The organism is Pseudoalteromonas sp. SR41-1, from assembly GCF_014164015.1.
Lineage (GTDB): Bacteria > Pseudomonadota > Gammaproteobacteria > Enterobacterales > Alteromonadaceae > Pseudoalteromonas > Pseudoalteromonas distincta.
On record NZ_JACJEK010000004.1, the window covers coordinates 89,541 to 109,854 of the forward strand.

The 20,314-nt window shown below is 38.5% G+C and carries 21 protein-coding genes and 1 tRNA gene; 17 read left to right on the forward strand and 5 right to left on the reverse strand.

Annotated features, from left to right (window positions below):
• The first annotated feature begins 74 nt into the window (after positions 1-74).
• The gene (locus tag H5118_RS04555) at positions 75-1,001 is read left to right on the forward strand and encodes a hydrogen peroxide-inducible genes activator (RefSeq protein ID WP_002957836.1); all 927 of its coding nucleotides are present in this window, start codon (positions 75-77) and stop codon (positions 999-1,001) included.
• Positions 1,002-1,019: 18 nt separating this feature from the next.
• Here the strand turns inward: H5118_RS04555 and H5118_RS04560 are convergent, their stop codons facing one another.
• Both H5118_RS04560 and H5118_RS04565 read right to left on the reverse strand, forming a co-directional pair.
• Positions 1,020-1,232 (reverse strand): hypothetical protein, encoded by a 213-nt coding sequence (locus H5118_RS04560; protein WP_002957835.1) that lies wholly within the window; start codon positions 1,230-1,232, stop codon positions 1,020-1,022.
• Positions 1,233-1,433: 201 nt separating this feature from the next.
• On the reverse strand, positions 1,434-3,965 hold the full coding sequence (locus H5118_RS04565) for a GGDEF domain-containing protein (RefSeq protein ID WP_182747941.1): 2,532 nt from the start codon (positions 3,963-3,965) through the stop codon (positions 1,434-1,436).
• Between the two features lie 186 nt (positions 3,966-4,151).
• Between H5118_RS04565 and queA the strand changes: the two genes are divergently transcribed.
• From queA to H5118_RS04600, 7 genes are all read left to right on the forward strand, one after another.
• Positions 4,152-5,183: a tRNA preQ1(34) S-adenosylmethionine ribosyltransferase-isomerase QueA gene (queA, locus tag H5118_RS04570; RefSeq protein WP_002957832.1), complete on the forward strand. Its 1,032-nt coding sequence runs from the start codon at positions 4,152-4,154 to the stop codon at positions 5,181-5,183.
• A 183-nt stretch (positions 5,184-5,366) separates the two neighbouring features.
• Entirely contained in the window at positions 5,367-6,494 is a 1,128-nt protein-coding gene (tgt, locus tag H5118_RS04575; RefSeq protein ID WP_002957831.1) for a tRNA guanosine(34) transglycosylase Tgt, read from the forward strand.
• Between the two features lie 25 nt (positions 6,495-6,519).
• The gene (gene yajC, locus H5118_RS04580; protein ID WP_002957830.1) at positions 6,520-6,855 is read left to right on the forward strand and encodes a preprotein translocase subunit YajC; all 336 of its coding nucleotides are present in this window, start codon (positions 6,520-6,522) and stop codon (positions 6,853-6,855) included.
• A gap of 19 nt (positions 6,856-6,874) precedes the next feature.
• Complete coding sequence (gene secD, locus H5118_RS04585) at positions 6,875-8,734, forward strand: protein translocase subunit SecD (RefSeq protein ID WP_002957829.1); 1,860 nt, start codon at positions 6,875-6,877, stop codon at positions 8,732-8,734.
• Positions 8,735-8,743: 9 nt separating this feature from the next.
• Positions 8,744-9,691 (forward strand): protein translocase subunit SecF, encoded by a 948-nt coding sequence (gene secF / locus H5118_RS04590; RefSeq protein ID WP_002957828.1) that lies wholly within the window; start codon positions 8,744-8,746, stop codon positions 9,689-9,691.
• Between the two features lie 129 nt (positions 9,692-9,820).
• Positions 9,821-11,608, forward strand: a complete 1,788-nt coding sequence (locus H5118_RS04595) for a GGDEF domain-containing protein (RefSeq protein WP_182747943.1) — start codon at positions 9,821-9,823, stop codon at positions 11,606-11,608.
• 18 nt (positions 11,609-11,626) lie between these two features.
• The gene (locus tag H5118_RS04600; RefSeq protein WP_182747945.1) at positions 11,627-12,436 is read left to right on the forward strand and encodes an ABC transporter substrate-binding protein; all 810 of its coding nucleotides are present in this window, start codon (positions 11,627-11,629) and stop codon (positions 12,434-12,436) included.
• A 53-nt stretch (positions 12,437-12,489) separates the two neighbouring features.
• On the opposite strand, the gene suhB is transcribed toward H5118_RS04600, so the two are convergent.
• Positions 12,490-13,293, reverse strand: coding sequence for an inositol-1-monophosphatase (gene suhB / locus H5118_RS04605; protein WP_002957826.1), 804 nt, complete (start codon positions 13,291-13,293; stop codon positions 12,490-12,492).
• 243 nt (positions 13,294-13,536) lie between these two features.
• Between suhB and H5118_RS04610 the strand changes: the two genes are divergently transcribed.
• On the forward strand, positions 13,537-13,953 hold the full coding sequence (locus tag H5118_RS04610) for a VOC family protein (RefSeq protein WP_182682573.1): 417 nt from the start codon (positions 13,537-13,539) through the stop codon (positions 13,951-13,953).
• A 38-nt stretch (positions 13,954-13,991) separates the two neighbouring features.
• Here H5118_RS04610 and H5118_RS04615 read toward each other — a convergent pair whose 3' ends face one another.
• The gene (locus H5118_RS04615) at positions 13,992-14,660 is read right to left on the reverse strand and encodes a LiaF domain-containing protein (protein WP_024597540.1); all 669 of its coding nucleotides are present in this window, start codon (positions 14,658-14,660) and stop codon (positions 13,992-13,994) included.
• Positions 14,661-14,988: 328 nt separating this feature from the next.
• On the opposite strand from H5118_RS04615, the gene H5118_RS04620 reads away from it, so the two are divergent.
• The 4 genes from H5118_RS04620 to H5118_RS04630 all read left to right on the forward strand — a co-directional run bounded on the left by H5118_RS04620 (position 14,989) and on the right by H5118_RS04630 (position 16,983).
• The gene (locus H5118_RS04620; protein WP_182693927.1) at positions 14,989-15,555 is read left to right on the forward strand and encodes a BON domain-containing protein; all 567 of its coding nucleotides are present in this window, start codon (positions 14,989-14,991) and stop codon (positions 15,553-15,555) included.
• A 72-nt stretch (positions 15,556-15,627) separates the two neighbouring features.
• On the forward strand, positions 15,628-15,786 hold the full coding sequence (locus H5118_RS04625; protein ID WP_002957822.1) for a YqaE/Pmp3 family membrane protein: 159 nt from the start codon (positions 15,628-15,630) through the stop codon (positions 15,784-15,786).
• A gap of 453 nt (positions 15,787-16,239) precedes the next feature.
• Positions 16,240-16,653, forward strand: a complete 414-nt coding sequence (locus H5118_RS20545) for a hypothetical protein (RefSeq protein WP_310736090.1) — start codon at positions 16,240-16,242, stop codon at positions 16,651-16,653.
• Positions 16,654-16,906: 253 nt separating this feature from the next.
• Positions 16,907-16,983, forward strand: a tRNA-Ile gene (locus H5118_RS04630).
• A 310-nt stretch (positions 16,984-17,293) separates the two neighbouring features.
• Here the strand turns inward: H5118_RS04630 and H5118_RS04635 are convergent.
• The gene (locus tag H5118_RS04635) at positions 17,294-17,623 is read right to left on the reverse strand and encodes a 5-carboxymethyl-2-hydroxymuconate Delta-isomerase (RefSeq protein ID WP_002957818.1); all 330 of its coding nucleotides are present in this window, start codon (positions 17,621-17,623) and stop codon (positions 17,294-17,296) included.
• Positions 17,624-17,830: 207 nt separating this feature from the next.
• On the opposite strand from H5118_RS04635, the gene H5118_RS04640 reads away from it, so the two are divergent.
• Genes H5118_RS04640 through H5118_RS04655 form a run of 4 tightly spaced genes read left to right on the forward strand, consistent with a single transcriptional unit; the run spans position 17,831 to position 20,309 of the window.
• Entirely contained in the window at positions 17,831-18,316 is a 486-nt protein-coding gene (locus H5118_RS04640) for a CreA family protein (RefSeq protein WP_002957817.1), read from the forward strand.
• A 47-nt stretch (positions 18,317-18,363) separates the two neighbouring features.
• Positions 18,364-19,137 (forward strand): hypothetical protein, encoded by a 774-nt coding sequence (locus H5118_RS04645; protein WP_024597543.1) that lies wholly within the window; start codon positions 18,364-18,366, stop codon positions 19,135-19,137.
• Between the two features lie 11 nt (positions 19,138-19,148).
• The gene (locus H5118_RS04650; protein WP_024597544.1) at positions 19,149-19,787 is read left to right on the forward strand and encodes a LysE family translocator; all 639 of its coding nucleotides are present in this window, start codon (positions 19,149-19,151) and stop codon (positions 19,785-19,787) included.
• A 27-nt stretch (positions 19,788-19,814) separates the two neighbouring features.
• A complete protein-coding gene (locus H5118_RS04655) occupies positions 19,815-20,309 on the forward strand; it encodes a gamma-glutamylcyclotransferase family protein (RefSeq protein ID WP_182747947.1) in 495 nt (164 codons plus the stop codon).
• The last annotated feature ends 5 nt before the right edge of the window (positions 20,310-20,314 follow it).

A 20,314-nucleotide genomic window follows, 5' to 3' on the forward strand; every position in this document is an offset into this window, starting at 1 on the left:
TACTCAAAGACTTTTAGCTTGAAAAGATCTCAATGCCCTAGGTGTTGGGGTCTTTTTATTTGTGGAAAGAAAAAATGACTAACCTTCCAAGTATTAAACAACTACAGTATTTATTAGCTGTTCATCAACATCAGCACTTTGGCAGAGCCGCTAGTGCCTGCTTTATAGGACAATCTACTTTAAGTAGCGCTATTCAAAATCTTGAAGAAACACTAGGCTGTCAGCTAATTGAGCGTGAAAATCGCAGCCTGATGTTTACCAGTATTGGTGAAGAAGTTGTTGAGCGTTCTCGTAAAATAATTAACGATACAATTAGTTTAAAAGAGCTTACAAAAAGCTTTTTAACACCACTAAGTGGTAAGCTGACTGTGGGTGTTATACCTACAATTGCAAGCTTTATAGCGGCTCCGCTTTATCATTTTTGTAAAGAAACCTTTTGTGATTTAGAGCTGGTATTAATTGAAGATACGAGTGACAAGCTACTGGATAAACTTGAACATGGGCATATTGATTTAGCGCTACTTGCACTGCCGTACGAAACAGATAAATTTCATACACAAGTATTGGCAAAAGATCAGTTTAGTTTAGTGCACCATAAGGATTACAGCGCTGCAAAGGGCGTAGTCGACTTTAATCTATTACCAGAGGCTAGCGTATTCTTATTAGAGCGCGAGCACTGCATGACGGGCCATGCGCTTAGTGCATGTCACTTAAACCGTGCCAGTTGTATTAACCCATTTGAAGCTGCAAGCTTACATACTCTATTAAGCATGGTTGAGCATCAGCTCGGGGTGACTTTTTTACCACAGATGGCGATTAATGCGGGTATTTTAGATAATAAAAATATGGTGGCTACACCATCACAAAGTGATGCATATAGAGATATTGGTATCTTGTGGCGTAAAACTACGGGCCGAATTCGAGACTTTAGGCTATTTAGTCAACAGCTTGAGGTGTTTTTAAAGCGTCAATGTAGTTTAGATTTTTCTAAAGCAGAATAATAAGTGAACTAAAGCAGCCTACAAAGGCTGCTTTTGATTTTGAAGATGGCTTTCAAAAGGCTCAAGTTCAGGTAAAAATAATAAATAAATCCATACCACCAAGTTAAAGTAAGGCACACAGCCTAATACAGTAAAAACCTTAACTGGGTAGCCTTTAATATTCGCGTAGCGGTAACACTGATACGCGATTGCAAAATGTATAATCAGTAATAACATAACTAGTTGTGTCATACCTTCTTCCTTAAAAGCTTAAATAGCTTTGAAACCCACTATAAATATCGGTACTACGCCGCCAAAAGGTAATGTCATGTTTTTAAAGTGAAATACATAAAAAGGCACGACATTTTTTATTTGATGCTGAAAGTATAGGCAAGAAAGGTAATATTGGTAGTAATAAAATGATTAAAATTGTTTAATTTTGTTTAATTTTGTTTATTTTGGGCTAGCTTGTTGTTGGTAAAACGTTTTATTTTTAGAAATTTTTTCGAGTTCATCTTTTACTTTTTCAACAGGTATTGGACGTGCAATAAAGTAGCCTTGCCCATAATCAACACCAATTTCTTTTAGTGCAAAAAATATCTCTTCGTTTTCAACGTACTCAGCTACAGAGCGCTTATCGAGAGACCGACTAATATCATTTATTGCTTTTACTAACGCTAAATCTATAGGGTCATTGAGCATATCACTTACAAATGAGCCGTCAATTTTCACATGCTGTGCTGGTAGCTGTTTTAAATAATTAAATGTACTAAATCCAGTTCCAAAATCATCGATAGAAAAATGACAGCCTAAGCTATTAAGCTTCTCAATCATTTTACGAGTGGCCTTTAGGTTATTGATACTCGCAGATTCAGTTATTTCAAAAATTATCCGCGAAGCAGGCACGTTATACTTTTCAAGGTTTGATTCAATTAATGGCAATAAGCGTTCATCTAAGAACGATTGTGCTGACAAATTAATAGCAACTTGGTTTAACTCTGGGTGCTTAGATACACAAGCAATAGCATTACGTATAACGCATTGATCCATCAAAAATGTGTCGTTAAGCATTTCTAAAGAGGGAATAAACTGATTTGGGTATACGAGTTCACCTTTTAGTTTTAAGCGTAAAAGCGCTTCAAAATAAGCAACTTTACACTCTTTAAAATCCCAAATAGGTTGGTAATGTAGTTCAATATTATCTTGCTGTAGTGCTTGGCGAATTTCGTGGCCCCATTCAAGCCCTGTTTGTAGTGTATTGTTTTGAGCATCTTCTTTTGAATAGCAATGTACTAAGTTACGCCCTAGGTTTTTGGCAATATACAAAGCAATATCGGCTTGTTTTAAACACTCATTAGGGTCGTTATTTTGTGTCGTGATTTGAGTTAAACCAATAGAGCAGCTAATAGTGTATATCTGATCTTCTGATTTAAAAGCATGTTTTTCTATCGCACTACACACACCTTCTGCAATAAGGTGTGCATCCAGTAAATTCATATTGGTAAGTATGACTGCAAATTCATCCCCACCAATTCTGCATACCAGGTGATCGTCGCCAATATTTGCTTTAAATAATTGCGCCACTTCTTTTAAAACTATATCGCCCTGATGATGGCCTTTACTGTCGTTTATTATTTTAAAGTGATCGAGGTCAATATAAATAACAGCATGCTCTATGCCATCATAGGTGTATTTATCTTGGCATATTTTATTAAGCTGTTGATCAAAATAATAACGATTATGTAAACCAGTTAATGGGTCATGGTGTGCTAAATGACGTAGTTGAATCTCAGCTTGCTTTCGTTCGTGTATATTGTCGATAGTTGCGGTTATGGTCGCGTTATTACGGCTATTTTTTATTAGCTGCAATCTGCATTCAACCCAAATTAAATTGCCATTTTTGTGGGTTAACTTTACTTCTATTTGTTGCTGTTGCTCGCCACCATGTAAAATATCGTTAATAGTGTAGTCAAGCCTTCCTTTATCTTCGCTATTACAATAAGCGCTTAATGGGTTTTGTAGTGATGATTTAACACCAAAACCGCTTAATGTTTCCCATGCGGGGTTAATAAAACGAATATTACCTTGCTGATCGAGCTCTAAAACAACTGTATTTAAGTGCAATAAAATACGCTGATGAGCTGAAAATAACTCTTTGTAACGCACTTCGCTCACGCTTAATTGTTCTACTTTGTAAGCAAATTCAGCATAACTCACCATAAAATCTTCACGTCGTGCGGCGTGGTCACACACTTTGTTTAAAAATGAAGGATCGTAAGGGGCTCTAATAAAGTCGGTAACACCCGAAAGCAAAAGCTGCTCAGCGTAATCGGCATCGTCACTTTCTATAATTGTAACAATGGCTTGTTTAGAATTGTGCTGGAGGATTTCTTCAACGAGTACACTCGAGCTCTCTGCACTTGATGTAGTGGCATCGAGTAGCACAATTGAAAACTGCTGTTGGTTATAAGCGTTAAGTGCCGCTTTAGCTGAAGTTACGTGAGTGATAGCAAAGTTTAACTTTAACTGTTCACTTATTTTGTCGGCCGTATTTTGAAGTGGCTCTAATAATAATAAGTTTAGCCGGCTACTTTTTTCTAAGTGAGTAGATAAAACATTCGCAAGTACTTGAGGGAGCATATCTTTGTGCTCAAACGGTAGTACAGCATCTATCCCATAGCTTCGGGCTGTTGTTTCGGCAATCCGCTCACAGTAAATTGGCGGAATAAGTAAGATTGGTGTGTTTTTTGGTGTTTTTAATAACCCTGAGCGGATCATCCTAGAAAAGCGCCAGCCATCAATTTTACCAACATTAATGCCCGTTATTATAATATCAACAGGGTGTTGTTTTAAAAGCTTTAAAGCTTGTTGGCTGTCTTGGGCATCAATAAAGGTAAATACATTTAAGCTATCTAAAGTGCCCTTAATCGCGCGACGTTCAGCACTACTTGCGTTTAATATTAGCAATTTAAGCTGGTTTGGCACGAGTTGAACACCCCTAATATAACTTATAATAATTTAGCCGAACAAGAATAGTGACATTTAACCATAAGAACAAGAGAATTTAATGGCAAACACGCAAACAGACATTATAAGTTTGGCTGATTTCTTGAGCTTAATATCCGATACATATACACTTGGCGCGATTTTAAATGATGTGGATTACTAATTATGCGCGTGGCTGACTTTAGCTTTGACTTACCTGATGAATTAATAGCTCGTTTTCCTAAAGCGGACAGAACCAGCAGCCGTCTACTCACTTTAGATGGCCCAAGCGGAACTTTAGAACATAAAGTGTTTAGCGATATACTTGATTTAGTAAACGAAGGCGATTTATTGGTCTTTAACAATACACGCGTTATTCCAGCACGTATGTTTGGTCAAAAAGCTTCAGGCGGAAAAGTTGAAGTACTTGTAGAGCGGGTATTAGATGAGCATCGCGTACTTGCGCATGTACGGGCAAGTAAGTCGCTTAAGGTCGGTAACGAAGTTATTTTAGAAGGCAAAGCCAAGGCAATAATGGTTGCACGCCACGATACTTTATTTGAGCTTGAGTTCGATCATAGCCAAAACGTGTTAGATATACTTAATGATATTGGCCATATGCCACTGCCTCCTTATATTGACCGACCTGATACCGATGCTGACCGTGAGCGTTATCAAACTGTTTATGGAGAAAAACCAGGTGCAGTTGCAGCACCAACTGCAGGTCTACATTTTGACGATAAATTAATGACAGCACTCAAAGATAAAGGCGTAAACATGGCTTTTGTTACGCTACACGTTGGCGCTGGTACTTTTCAGCCGGTACGAGTTGATAGTGTTGATGAGCATGTAATGCACTCAGAGTACATAGAAGTACCTGATGACGTAGTTGCAGCTGTTGCGCAAACTAAAGCAAATGGTGGGCGTGTAATTGCGGTAGGCACAACTTCAGTTCGCTCATTAGAGTCGGCTGCTAAAGTTCACGGCGGCAAGTTAGATACGTATTTTGGTGATACCGATATATTTATTTTTCCGGGTTATCAATTTAATGTTGTTGATGCCATGGTCACAAATTTTCACTTACCAGAATCAACGCTTATAATGTTAGTCAGCGCATTTAGCGGCCAAGACAATATTATGGGCGCTTACAATACTGCAATAGAGCAGCAGTACCGCTTTTTTAGTTATGGCGACGCCATGTTTTTAACACGAAAGTAACAAAATATTGTTTAATACTCAGTAGAATATATTAAAACCCCCAGCTTAGTTGCTGGGGTTTTTGTTTGCGGCAATTGGCAAAACTGAATTTATCGCAGCTAATAGTATTAGTGAGGCAAAAAGGGTAGAATCAGGCGGTTAAATTATAGCTTGTTGGACTGTTTTTCCGACATTGAGGATGATATGAAATTTGAATTAGATTGTACTGACGGAAAAGCGCGCCGCGGCCGCTTAATTTTTGACCGTGGTGTAATAGAAACACCTGCTTTTATGCCTGTTGGTACTTACGGTACTGTAAAAGGTATGACGCCAGATGAAGTTAAAGCCACTGGTGCGCAAATATGTTTAGGTAATACCTTTCATTTAATGCTTCGCCCAGGTACTGAGATCATTAAACAACATGGTGATTTACACGACTTTATGAATTGGGACTTCCCAATTTTAACTGACTCAGGCGGTTTTCAAGTATTTAGCTTAGGCGCAATGCGTAAAATTACTGAAGAAGGCGTTTTATTTCAATCTCCAGTAAATGGTGATGAAATTATGATGTCGCCTGAAAAGTCGATGGAAGTACAGCGTGACTTAGGTTCAGACATCGTTATGATTTTTGACGAGTGTACGCCATACCCAGCAACTGAAAAAGAAGCTAAAGATTCTATGGAGTTATCTCTTCGTTGGGCTAAGCGTTCAAAAGAAGGGCATGGCGATAATCCATCTGCTTTATTTGGTATTATCCAAGGTGGTATGTACCCAGAATTACGTGCACAATCACAAGCTGGCCTTGAAGAAATTGGTTTTGACGGTTATGCATTAGGTGGCCTATCAGTAGGTGAGCCTAAAAACGAAATGATGAATATCCTTGATCATTGTGCGTTTAAAATGCCAGAAGACAAGCCTCGTTACCTTATGGGTGTAGGCAAGCCAGAAGACTTAGTTGAGTCGGTTCGCCGTGGTATTGATATGTTTGACTGTGTTATGCCAACACGTAATGCGCGTAACGGGCATTTATTTATTACCACGGGTGTAGTAAAAATACGTAACGCAGTGCATAAAACAGATACAGGGCCACTTGACCCTGAGTGTGATTGCCATACGTGTAAAAACTATTCACGAGCTTATTTGCATCACCTTGATAAATGTAACGAAATTTTAGGTGCGCGACTAAACACAATTCATAACTTACGTTACTATCAACGTGTTATGGAAGGTTTACGTAATGCAATTAGCGAAGGTAAATTAGAAGAATTTGTACAAGATTTTTATGCTCGCCGAGGCCAAGATGTGCCAGAGTTAGCAGATATAAAAAATTAAACTTTAAAATTAAAGAGGAAGTATCATGAGTTTATTTATTTCAAATGCACACGCAGCAGCTGGTCAACCTGCGGCAGGCGGTGGTTGGGAAATGCTAATAATGTTAGCTATTTTCGGTTTGGTTTTTTACTTTTTAATCTACCGCCCACAAGCTAAGCGCGTTAAAGAGCACAAAAGCTTAATGAGTATGATGGCTAAAGGTGATGAAGTACTTACCCAAGGCGGTTTAGTGGGTAAAATTGTGAAAATTTCTGAAGAGAAAGATTTCATCGTTATCTCTTTAAACGAGCAAGCAGAAGTTACAGTACAAAAATCTGCAGTATCTGCAGTATTGCCAAAAGGCACAATGAAGTCGCTATAAAAATAATAAGGACGACCCCGTGTTAAACAAGTTTCCAGTTTGGAAGTATTTACTTGTTTTAGCTGTGGTAGCCATTGGCCTTTTATATGCCTCTCCAAACTTGTATGGTCGCGATCCGGCTATACAAGTTTCAGGTGCTAAAGGCGCTGATGTCGATCTCAGTGTTGTAGACAAAGTAAACGCAATCCTTAAAACAAATAATGTAACCGCTAAATCGACAATACTTGAAGATGGGCAAATTTTAGTTCGTTTAAAAAATGTTGAAGAGCAACTTAAAGCGCATGACTTACTACGTGATTCGCTGAGCGATGATTACATTTCTGCTATTAATATGGCACCTGCTCAACCAGCTTGGTTAAAAGCGGTCGGTGGTAACCCTATGAAGCTAGGTCTTGATTTAAGTGGTGGCGTACATTTCACCATGGAAATCGACATGGCAACAGCGGTTGATAACCAGCTTGAGCAAATGGAACAAGATTTTCGCAGTGACCTGCGCGAAGAAAAACTACGTTATCGTAGTGTTCGCCGCGTAGCAGGCTCCGATCGTATGCGTGTAGAAATGCGTACCGAAGAAGACAAAAATGCTGCAGAGAGTTTCTTAGAAACTCGCTACCCGCTAAATGTCTACATTGATGACAGCAGTAACGATAAAGCATTTTTTGCGACAATGAGTGAGCAAAAACTCAAAGAAATTCGTGACTACGCTATCAAGCAAAATGAAACGATTATTCGTAACCGTATCAACCAAATTGGTGTTGCAGAGCCTAACGTACAACGCCAAGGCGCTGAGCGTATTATTGTTCAACTACCAGGCATTCAAGATACTGCACGTGCTAAAGAAATTTTAGGCGCGACAGCAACACTTGAATTTCGTGAAGTAGACGAAAACGCAGATATTAGCGCTGCTGCCCAAGGTCGTATCCCAGCGGGTACTGAAATGATCATGAGCCGCGACGGTTACCCTGTTGTACTTAAAAAGCGTATTATTTTAGAGGGCAGCCATATTACGGGCGCGCAATCTGGCGCTGATGAATACCAACGTCCGCAAGTAAGTATTACGTTAGATAGCAAAGGTGGGGCAAAAATGAATGCCTTTACCAAGCGTGCTATTGGTAAGCGTATGGCAACGGTATTTATTGAGTACAAGCCATCAGGTAAAAAAGATGCAGACGGTAAAGCGCTTCCGCCTATTAAGGTTGAAGAAGTTATTAACGTAGCAACGATTCAAGCCCGTCTTGATCGCTCGTTCCGTATTACCGGCATTGATAACCCAGCAGAAGCACATAACTTAAGCTTACTACTTCGTGCTGGTGCACTTGTAGCGCCAATTCAAATTGTTGAAGAGCGCACAGTAGGTCCAAGCTTAGGACAAGAAAATATTGAAGCGGGTATGACTGCGGTTGCACTTGGCTTTGCGTTTGTACTTGTGTTTATGCTTGTGTACTACAAAGGTTTTGGTATGGTTGCAAACCTTGCGCTTGCGGCTAACTTAGTACTAATTGTAGGTGTTATGTCTTTAATTCCGGGCGCTACACTTACGCTACCAGGTATTGCCGGTATTGTATTAACGGTAGGTATGGCGGTTGATGCTAACGTACTTATTTTTGAACGTATTCGTGAAGAGCTGGCCGATGGCCGTAGCCCTCAACAAGCGATTCATTTTGGTTACGATAGCGCATTTAGCACTATATTTGATGCCAACATCACGACACTAATTGCTGCCATTATACTGTTTGCAGTGGGCACTGGTCCGATTGCGGGCTTTGCAGTGACACTTGCGATTGGTATTTTAACTTCAATGTTTACAGCCATCGTTGGTACCCGTGCGGTAATCAACTTATTTGTTGGTGGTAAACGCATTGATAAACTTTCGATTTAAGGAGCAGACATGCAAATTTTAAGTTTGGGTAGTAGAACCCTTCGTTTCATGTCTCTTCGAAAAGTGGCTATGGGTTTCTCGACGCTACTAATTTTAGCGTCGTTTGCATCAATTTTTATCAAAGGCCTAAACTTTGGTTTAGATTTTACCGGCGGTACTGCGGTAGAAGTGGGTTTTTCACAACCGGCTGACCTTAAAAAAGTACGTGATGCACTAGCTGATAATGGTTTTGCTGATGCATCAGTGCAGCTATTTGGTTCAAGCCAAGAAATTTTAGTTCGCTTAGCACCACGCGGTAGCGATGTAAAAGCTGAAGTAATTGGTAACCAAGTAATCGATGCACTTAAAAAAGCAGACGACAGCGTAGTAATGCGCCGTATTGAATTTGTAGGCCCAAGTGTAGGTGAAGACTTAAAAGAGCAGGGTGGCCTTGCCATGTTAACTGCGCTTATTTGTATCTTAATCTACGTTGCGTTTCGTTTTGAATGGCGCTTTGCAGTAGGTGCGGTAGGTGCACTACTACACGATGTTATCATTACTGTGGGTTTATTTTCGGTATTAGGTTTAGAGTTTGATTTAACTATATTAGCGGCAATTCTTGCGGTAATTGGTTATTCACTCAATGATACGATTGTTGTATCAGACCGTATACGTGAAAACTTCCGTAAGGTACGCATTGACGATACGATAGAAATTATTGATATTTCACTTACGCAAACACTTAACCGTACACTTGTAACATCAATCACGACTATTTTAGTATTGATTGCCTTGTTTGCATGGGGCGGACAAACCATTCATGGTTTTGCAACTGCATTACTGTTTGGTGTGTTTATTGGTACTTATTCTTCGATTTATGTTGCAAGCTCTGTTGCTATAGCAATGGGCGTAAGCAAAGAAGATTTAATACCTGAAGTAATTGAAAAAGAAGGCGCAGACCAAGACGCTATGCCGTAACTAGGTTTGTACTTAATAAAAACCGCTCTTATGAGCGGTTTTTTTATGAGCGCATTTTTTTGCGCAATAAAAATGTCATACACACTTGGTACTTTATTGCTCCAATCAAAATAGTTATTAGGCAAATACGTGACGATTCAGCGCAAAGTATTAGAGTACATTTTAAAAAGCGGTGAAATAACAACGCTGTTTCAGCCTATTTTTGATATTAGTAATCAAGTTATTTTAGGTTACGAAGCACTTAGTCGAGGACCTAAAAATAGCCCGTTAGAAATGCCTAATACGTTATTTAAAGTTGCCCATGAGGAATGTTTAATTTCGGAGCTTGAATTACTATGTCGCTCTAAAGCGATTGAAAACTTTGTAAGGCTTAACCTACAAGGTAAATTATTTTTAAATGTAAGCCCTAAAACACTACTAGACCCTTGCCACCCTAAAGGGGAAACATTGCACCTAATAGAGCAATTTGGCTTAGCTGCTAACCGTGTAGTTATAGAGGTTACTGAGCAAGAAAAAGTAGATGATGGCTTCTTGTTATTAAAAACGATAGCCCATTACCGAGAGCTCGGTTTTACTATAGCAATAGATGATTTAGGCGCTGGGTATTCAGGGTTAAAGCAATGGTCTGAACTATGCCCTGATTTTGTAAAAATTGACCGCTATTTTATTGATCATTGTGATGAAAGCGAAGTTAAAAAAGAGTTTTTGAAATCTATTACTATTTTGGCCAGAGCTACTAATACTCAGGTTATTGCTGAAGGCATCGAGCGTCCAGAAGAGCTTACATTTGTAGAAAACTTAGGCATTAGTAATGTACAAGGGTTTTTACTCGAAAAGCCAAGCATAAAGCCAAGTGAAGATTTCAGCTCAGAGCAACTAAAAGCTCTTTCATTTACGCAATCAAACACATTGTTTGATCAATCTATGGCTATAGGTCGCTTATCGATTACGCAACCTGCAATAAGCAGCGACACTCGCTGTAAAGATGCGCATAAGCTCTTTGAGCAAGATAAATCACTCATAAGCATTGCAGTGTTAAATACTGAAAACCAGCCAGTAGGGTTACTTCACAGAGATCAATTAACAGAAGTTTTTGCAGCGCCCTATGGACATGCTCTTTACGATAAACGCCCCGTTACTGCACTGATGGATAAGCAGCCCTTAGTCGTTGACGAAAACCAATTACTCGATACCGTAAGTAAACAAATAACTGAGCAAGACTTTGATATACGCCGCCATATAGTGATAACCAGAGAAAACGCTTATTTAGGTTTAGCGCCGCTTCGCGATATTTTAAAACACATAACCGAAGAAAAAATACGCCATGCACAACACGCTAATCCACTGACTATGCTCCCTGGTAATGTGGCAATTAATGAAGCTATAGAGCAGCGATTAAAAGGTAGTAATCCGTTTTCACTCGCGTATATAGACTTAAATCATTTTAAGCAATTTAATGACTTATACGGCTACGCTAGCGGCGACAGTGTAATTAAACTATTAGCTGATGTAACAGTGCAAGCGTGTAAAAATAGTGCTAACTTTGTAGGGCATATAGGTGGCGATGACTTTATGGTGGTGTTTGATCAGCACGACGCTGTTGATATATGTAATACCATTATTGAGCAATTTGAACACCAGTCTCGTATATTTTTTACACCTGAGCACATAAAGAGCGAAGGGTATTGGGCCACAAATCGTGAAGGAGAAAAGCAATTTGTGCCGCTACTAACGTTATCGATTGGCTTAGTTGAGCCTGATTTACAACAATGTAAAAACAGTCACCAAGTTGCAGCACTCGCAACTGATGCTAAAAAAGAAGCCAAACGTTATCGCCATAGTTATTTGTTTATTTGCAAACGTAAAGGGCCTGCTCCCGCAGTGGTGCGCCTAGCAAGCAATAAGCAGGTAATTTAAATAAAGTAGGTAATTGTTATGTTGCCAATAAAAATCTCGACCAGTGTACTTGGTCTGCTTGCAAGTTTTGCACTTATGGCGCAAGAGCAAATAATTAATGTAGCCCAAAAGCAAGATACTCAAAACGCACGAGAAGAGTACTTAAGTGAGCTACTGGTACGTGCACTTGAGAGTGTTAACTATCCTGGAGTTATTAGGATGATTCCCATACCAGATCAGCAAAAACGTAAGCTCATAAACCTAAATGATAACGAACTAGATATGTATTGGAGTATGAGTAGTCCAGAGCGAGAGGCACTTGCTTTAGCTATTAAAATACCACTATTTAAAGGTTACATAGGAAAGCGGGCTTTACTCACTAATAAACAAAACGTAGCACGCTTTAAAGACGTAAAAACCCTAGAGCAGCTAGGAGAGTTTTCAGCAGTGCAGGGTCACAACTGGCCAGATACAAGAATAATGTCCTATAACGGCTTACGTGTAAGGCCGCTTACCAATTACCAAGCCATGTTCACTTTAACGAGCCGTGGGCGGATAGATTACTTTCCTCGCTCGTTTATTGAGGTTAATTCTGAGCTTATTGAAAACAAACAAAGTAATTTAGTCGTTGTGCCTAATTTATATATAAGCTACCCAACGGGTATTTATTATTTTGTGACTAAGAGTAAACCCGAATTGGCAAAGGCTGTAGAGGAGGGCTTAATATTAATGCAGACAAACGGCGAGTTTGATGCATTATTTAATGAATACTTCGCAAAGGATTTAAATACACTACCTTATACAAAAGGTAAAACGATAGAGATTAAACTCGATAACCCTTATTTTTAGGCACAAAAAAAGGAGCCTAGGCTCCTTTTTAGTATGCTATTCATAGCATTTAATTAGCGAAGTAACGACTCAGTTAATACTGGACGAATTTCGCGAATAATTGCTTGAGTCAGTTTTGGTGAACCACAGATAATATTGCCGCTGTGGTTATAGTTATTACCACCGGCGAAATCTACAACCATACCGCCCGCTTCTTTAACCATAAGTTCGCCCGCAGCAGAGTTCCAAGGTTTTAAACCAATTTCAAAAAATCCATCAACACGGCCAGCTGCAACGTATGCCATATCTAAAGCAGAACAACCTGCACGGCGAATATCAGCAGTGTGTACAAATAATGCTTTAAACGCTTCAGTGTATGCATCCATGTGGTTTTTGTTTTTGAACGGGAAACCAGTAGCAAGTACAGTGCCTGCAAGAACCGTAGTTTTGCTAACGCGTAGACGTTTACTGTTTAACTGAGTGCCTTGACCGCGAGATGCAGTGAAAAGCTCACCACGAATTGGATCATAAATAACAGCTTGGTCTAAACGACCTTTAACTTTAAGTGCGATAGAAACCGCGTAATGAGGGATACCTTTGATGAAGTTAGTTGTTCCATCGATAGGATCTACAATCCATTGGTAATCATCATCCTTGCCTTTATGCTCACCTAGTTCTTCACCAACAATTGAGTGAGTAGGGTAAGACTGTAAAATAGTGTCACGAATTACGGCTTCGGCTTCTTTATCAATGTTAGTTACTAAGTCGTTAGCGCCTTTTTGTTGCACTTCAACTTTTGATAAATCTTCACTTGCGCGAAGTAAAATTTTGCCTGCGTTGCGCGCAGCGCGAACCGCAATGTTTAACATTGGATGCATGGTATTACCTTTGGGTTGTAAAAGAACGTTTATATATTTCAGCCGGCGTATTTTAGCGACTTTTGCCATAAAGTAAACAATAAACCCCAAATACTTGTGTTTGTTTTTTATACAAGATTGAAAAGTTTATATATTTTTAAAAAATAATTATCTGCATTTAAATAAATTAATTTTAAATAACACTTTACCTAAAGTTAACTTGAGGTTTTATCGTGCTCCTAACTTAACTGATAGGATAACATTATGTATTTAGAGCACGTAAACTTAGTCGCGAGTGATATAGATAGTATGCTTACATTTTATCGCGCTGTATTTCCACATTGGTCGATTAGAAGTGAGGGCAGAGGCGATTGGCATGGAAAACCAAGACGCTGGGTACACTTTGGAGATGACACGCATTACATTGCGATAAGCAGTCATGGTGAAGGTGAAAACAGAAACTTATCGGGCCATCAAATTGGTTTTGCACACTTTGCTTATGTAACTAATAATTTAAGCGCAGTAGTAATGCGCTTAAATAAAGTGGGTTTTACTCTAAGCAAGCAAGGTAACGAGAATCCTTTCAGAAAGAATGTCTACTTTATTGATCCTGCAGGGTTTGAAGTTGAGTTTGTAGAGTATTTAAGTGATATACCAAGCGAGCGAAATAACGATTTATAATAAAATACTAAGCAGCACGCTAAAGTGCTGCTACTCAATTATAGTGAGCGATTATTATTACCCGTGCCAAACTGGGTTTTTAGCTCATTTGCAAAGCTCATAAATTTTTCTTTAATTGTGCGCTTTATTTTTACCTCAACCGAGCCCATTACTGCCTTTCCTTCAATATGAATTGTAGGGCCTTGGCGTTTGTTAAGCGACACAGATTTATTTTCAAGGCTACTTAAAATACAAAACATTTTAGACACTACATTGACATGCTCTGGTACGTAAATTTCATCGCTACCAAAAATACAGTTAACGTGAATAGTTACATTTTGATGCGCAAAAATAGCATCGGTAAAATCAAGCACCACCGATCCCATAAAGTTACTCAAATATATATTTTTTGGCACAACCCACTGACCACTTCGCTCGTTAGATCCTAAAATACTGCGTAATGTAAAATCATCATCACTGTTTTGCTGTGCACTATAATGTGGTGTAAATTGCGATTGTTTTTCTGCTTTATATTGCTGATCGGTATTAAGTGTTAAGTCTTCTACTAAGGCTAGCAGAGCTTCGTTATTAGGTGCATCCATCGCATTATCTAAACGTCTTTCGAATGCATCAACAGAAATAACACCATGACTGTAATTATAAATTAATTGATCAATCACTTGTTCGCGTACTTGCTCTATTGGGCGGTCTTCAACTTTTACAGACATGAGTTATTCCTTATTATATTTACTATTGATACTGCTCTTGTAGTTAGGCTGCAAACCGCGTACCAAATATAATTTCATTAATTATCAATTGGTTATTTTTTAACGGTGTTTTTTGTTTTGTTATATTAACGATAGATTAACCAAAAGAGCAATTATCTAGCTATTTTCACTATTTGAGAAAGTTTTACCGAGTAGCCTGTAAATAGTTACACAAACATAGATAAGGTTTTATCTTTTAATTAATTCAAGCCTTTGAATTTTAAGTATAAATAAAGTTGGCCTGAAGCTCGCATTAGTTAAAGTGTCTTTAATCAAAAGGAGAAAGATTATGAAAACATTTAACAAATCTATTATCGCAGCTCTAGTTCTTGGTACTACGGCTATGGGTGCCCAAGCAAACAGCTGGGAAAACGAAAGTAAAGATGCTTGGATTGATGGTAAGGCAGAAACCGTTCTACTTATGAACACTAATCTAAACAACTTTGACATTAACACTGATGTAAAAAATGGCAAGGTAGTACTTACAGGTAAAGTTAATAGCGAACTCGATAAAGAGCTAGCAGAAGAACTTGTACTTAGCCTAGATGGTGTAACTGATGTTGATAACAGCCTTACTGTTGTTAAAAGCATGGACACCGAAGATAAAAACAACGACATGATGGACGATGATGATAACGACCTAACGGACGCTAAAATCACCACTGTAATCACAACTCGCTTCCTGTTTGACTCAGAAGTAGGTGGTACAGACATTGATGTTGATACCGACAACGGTGTGGTAACTCTGAATGGCTCTGTAGAGTCTGAAGCTGAAAAGCAACTAGCAGTTAAAATTGCTAAAAATGCTGAAGATGTTCGCGACGTAGTTGATAAACTAGCTATTGTTGCTGAATAATACAGTATAGTTAAGGCCCAGTAATACTGGGCTTTAAGTCTTTTCAATGTTTAATTTAAATGGAGTTTGATCATGGATATTATTCGTATAATACTTTCGGTTTTATTACCGCCATTAGGTGTGTTTTTGCAAGTTGGCTTAGGTATGCATTTTTGGTTAAATATTCTATTAACACTGCTAGGTTATTTCCCAGGGTTAATACATGCAATCTACATTATTGCGAAAAAATAATGACAGATTATATATTGTGTAAGCCGACTACTGAGGTTTAGCTAAATACTTTAGTACCGATCGGCTCACAATATTAGTTTTTAGAGAGTTTTTAGATTAAATCCATTTTTTAAAACTCTTCAACCCATTAATTCACTTCCTTAACTCACTCCCAATATTATTTTAAAACTATACTTATTGTTTACTAATAAGCTTTCCAGCTAACAGTCGCGCTCAGATTCTGATTTGATGCCATTTAGGAAATCTTCAACATTAGTGTGTTTATACATCTATAATATACAATCAAATACCTTATTATTTAGTGACAATATTACCTTCACTTCTAGTGTTATCATTAAACTAGGTTTTTAGGCATGTTGAGGTAGTTAATTGAATATTCGACTTATAATGTCAGGCGTTGTGTCATTCGTTTTTTATTTTAGTTGAGCCTACTGGGCAAATAGCGCGGCAGACATTGCTAAATCGGTCACGCTTCAAGCTGCATTAGTGCAAGGTTTGTATAGTGGATTTGTAACGCTGTTTTTTACCTTTATTTTAGAAAAGGTCGTCAACAAGTATAAGTTTAGTTATGTAACGCTTGCGTTCGTAACTCCAATTATTTGTATGTTTCATTCTAAAACACCACAAAACGTCGCAATACGACAAAGTTTTAATAATGCAATTAACTCTAGCGCCTCGTATTTAAGTAATAAAAAAATAGCAGGCGTACTTTTTGCGCCTATTATTCCGATTACTGTTCAATCGAGCTTAGTGATTATGGTGAATGTAGTTAATCAGACACCTAATCTGGCACTGACAGTAGCCCCAAGCATATTTTTTACAGCCTTGTATGCCTACACATATATGTTAGCTTTGCTTAAAAAGTAGAGGGTTAAATATAAAAGACTATATGGGATAGGTTTTGTTTATAATTTAATGCAGTGAATAGCACGGTAAATATCTTACATTTTATGTTTATGCCCACTTAAAAGATTACTATTTAAGCAGTTAGCTTGTTGATTGTTAAAATAAAGGTTTTTGGTAGTGACAAGCACCTAAAAAGTTTTTATACTGCAACCCGCTTTAGTCGCTCTGTGACTGAACGCTTCAAAAATTAACTGCCTAGCAGTTATATAAAGTTGGCCCCTTAGCTCAGTTGGTTAGAGCACACGACTCATAATCGTTAGGTCCCCAGTTCGAGTCTGGGAGGGGCCACCACTTTTACAAATTTCCCAAGTAAATATCTATCCAAATTATTTAAAGCTACATTAATTTAATATTGTGTAATTTTTATTCTTTAGTTACCCCTAAGAATAAACGTAATCTAAATAAAGTTAATCCATAGATTAAGCTAAGCTTTCTTAAATTTGGAATAGTGCGAATGCACTATTAAATTCCAGCGTTAGATCAGATGCTTTGCTTTATAAGTGACAGTGTTCAGCATTTAATGTCAGAAGACAAAAAAGCCCCTATTGGGGCTTTTTACTTACTAGTGTTTACTTTTATTGCTCAAAGCTACAAGAGTTAACTAATTTTTACGGTATATCTCATGCTCAATATCGTAAATATTTACGCTTAGACTGTCTGATGCTCTGCAATATGTTTTTAAACATGAAAGTAGCAGTTCGCTTAACATTTGTTTTTGCTCAATTGAGCGTCCTGCCAAAATATGTACCGCGATATGTATAAACCCTGATTTTCCTGCGCCAAGTTGATATTGCTGATAAGCAATAGCACGTGTTTTTATGGTTTCTAATTCAAACAAGTTACTTTCGAAAGCGGTTGTATGAATTTTTTCTACCAGTACTTGAGGTAAAACGGGGAGGTCTTCTGAGTGTTCAATAATAATGTGCGGCATTTAGGCGTTTCCTATTATGAGTTACTGCATGAGCGAGAGGTAATTGTATCAAATACAAGAGGGGTCACTAAACCCTGAGCTATCTAAAATCTTTACTTTAAACTAATTTAGTCGTATTTATTTTTGATGTTAGTATAAAAACAAACAGGTGAACCTTCGCTTAGTAACTTATCTACTAAGTTACCTATATATTGATTAAGGATAAGTATGAAATTACCACAAAAATTTAAACGTTTAGCTTTACTTGCAGGTGCAATTGTTACGTTAAGTGCTTGCTCTGACGATGTTGCTTCGGTAAGCCTTGGGTTATTTACAACTAAAGATGTTGTGGTGAATTCGCAGCAAGATCCTATTGTTGAGGGCGTTACTTGTCATATTAGTCATATAGAGGCTAATTTAGATTTTTCAGATCCCTCTGATATGTCTATAGCGTGTCGTCAAACGGGGCCAATTACAGCGCAGCAGCTACAAAAAATAGACCGTAGCAAATCGGGCGAAGTGATCTTTAAATCATCTAAAAGTATATTATTTAAATCACTAAAAGTACGTCGTATTTACGATGCTGAAAATCGTACTTTATTGTACTTATCGTACTCAACTAAAGAGTCCAGTGGAAGCCACCACCATGCGCTATCAACTGTGCCGCTATACAATACTCAAGCGTGGGACTGGGCGCTTACACAAAAAGACTAAGTTAGCACCTACGTAAGCACCTAAACTAAAACCTAAAAGAGCACACTATGTTAGCTTTATTTAAATCAAAGCCATTATTAGAGCAGCAAGAACAGCAATGGCTTATTGATACATTTATTTGGGCTGTAGAAAACTTTGATGCTGAGTTTTTTACAAAGCACACTCAAATAATACTGCCAACGGCCACTTTTTTCCCTGATTCGGTATCGAGCATTGAAGAAATGGCGAGTAATGTTTTTAACCGCGTTACTAATTACGCGGGTATGAACGCATGGCCTATCCAACTAGTTGCACCGCAGCAATTACAACCGCAAGTTTTTCCACACTTCGAATTTAGCAATGAAATACGTGGCGAAGGCAGCCATCTAATTGTGCCGCCAAGCCATACGATTAATATTTCTTTTAATCCTAACCAGATTAATCAGCCACAAGATTTAGTGGCTAGTTATGCAGGTACTCTGGCCACCATACTTATTCATCACGTTGGGGTGCTACCGCCAGGTGGTAGGGAGTATTTACCACAAGCTGCTGATGCACTTGCTTGTTTTTTAGGGTTTGGTGTGATGATGAGCAACACGGTGTATCAGTTTAAAGGCGGGTGTGGCTCTTGCTATAATCCATACGCTAACCGTGAAGCTAAGTTAAGTGAAACGCATACGGTATTTATGCATGCCCTAATTAGTTACTTTAAAAACGATACGGTGTCTAAAAAGCACTTAAAGCCGCATTTACGTGGCCAGTTTAAAAAAGCACAAAAAGAAATTAAAGCATTGGTAAATAACTCGGCCAACCCGCTGTTATTAGCTTATTCGCCAAACTAGCAAGGATCTGCGTGGAATACTTAGATGAATTTTTACTGATTGTTATTGCTCATTTTTTTGCAGTAGCAAGCCCAGGGCCTGACTTTGCCGTAGTACTTAAGCAAAGTGTGCAACAAGGAAGGCGCAATGCATTGTGGACAAGCGCAGGTGTTGGCGCTGCTATTTTACTGCACGTTGCCTATTGTGTTTTAGGTGTTGCGCTTATTTTAACGCAATCGCCTAGTTTATTTATGGCGCTCAAGTACCTTGCTGGTGCATATTTAGCTTACTTAGGCGTACAAGCTCTTAGAGCTGCAAAACCGCCTGCAAGTAATGAAGGCGAGGCTGTAAAAGATGTTGAAAACAAAACCGTTCAAGAGGAACCCGTTTGGGTGGCTTTTAGGCGCGGCTTTTTCACCAATGCATTAAACCCAAAAGCCACGTTATTTTTTATGTCGTTATTTACACTCGTGATTAGCCCAACAACACCTACTAGCATACAGGTCGGCTACGGCGTGTATATGGCATTGGCTACTTGGGCGTGGTTTTCAATGCTTTCAATGATGCTTTCTCGAGATAATGTAAGGGGCTTTTTCCAACAACGCGGTTATTGGTTTGACCGTGGAATTGGCATTATTTTAATTGCACTTGCAGTACGTGTTGTTATTTAACTTATTCAAAAAGCGCAGGAGATAAAAATGCCGCTATATAATTTCTCGTTTGGTTCTAATATGTCATCTAATCGTTTGTTAGCGCGCTTGCCCAATGTAAAGCGTGTAGGAACTGCGGTACTTAAAGGCTACGAGCTTACTTTTGATATGCTATTTAAAGATGGCTCAGGTAAATGCAGTATTTGTCCAAGCGATAAAGAAGATGCATTGGTTTACGGCGTTATTTATGAGCTCAATGAAGAAGAAAAAGCTATTTTAGATGGTATTGAGGGCGTAGGTTACGATTGTGTAGATATAGCCCCAACGCTTTTAACGGGTGAGACTGTAGCCGCACATTGTTATATAGCTAATACCCATGACAGCAATGTACTCCCATATGATTGGTACATAAAACACGTTCATCGCGGTTCACTTGAAGCGGGCGTACCAAAAGAATACAGTGATGCCATATTAAATCGCGCACAAAAAAGCGACACCAATCAAGAGCGCGCAGCAATTGAATTTGCAGTTCATCAAAAATAATAAAA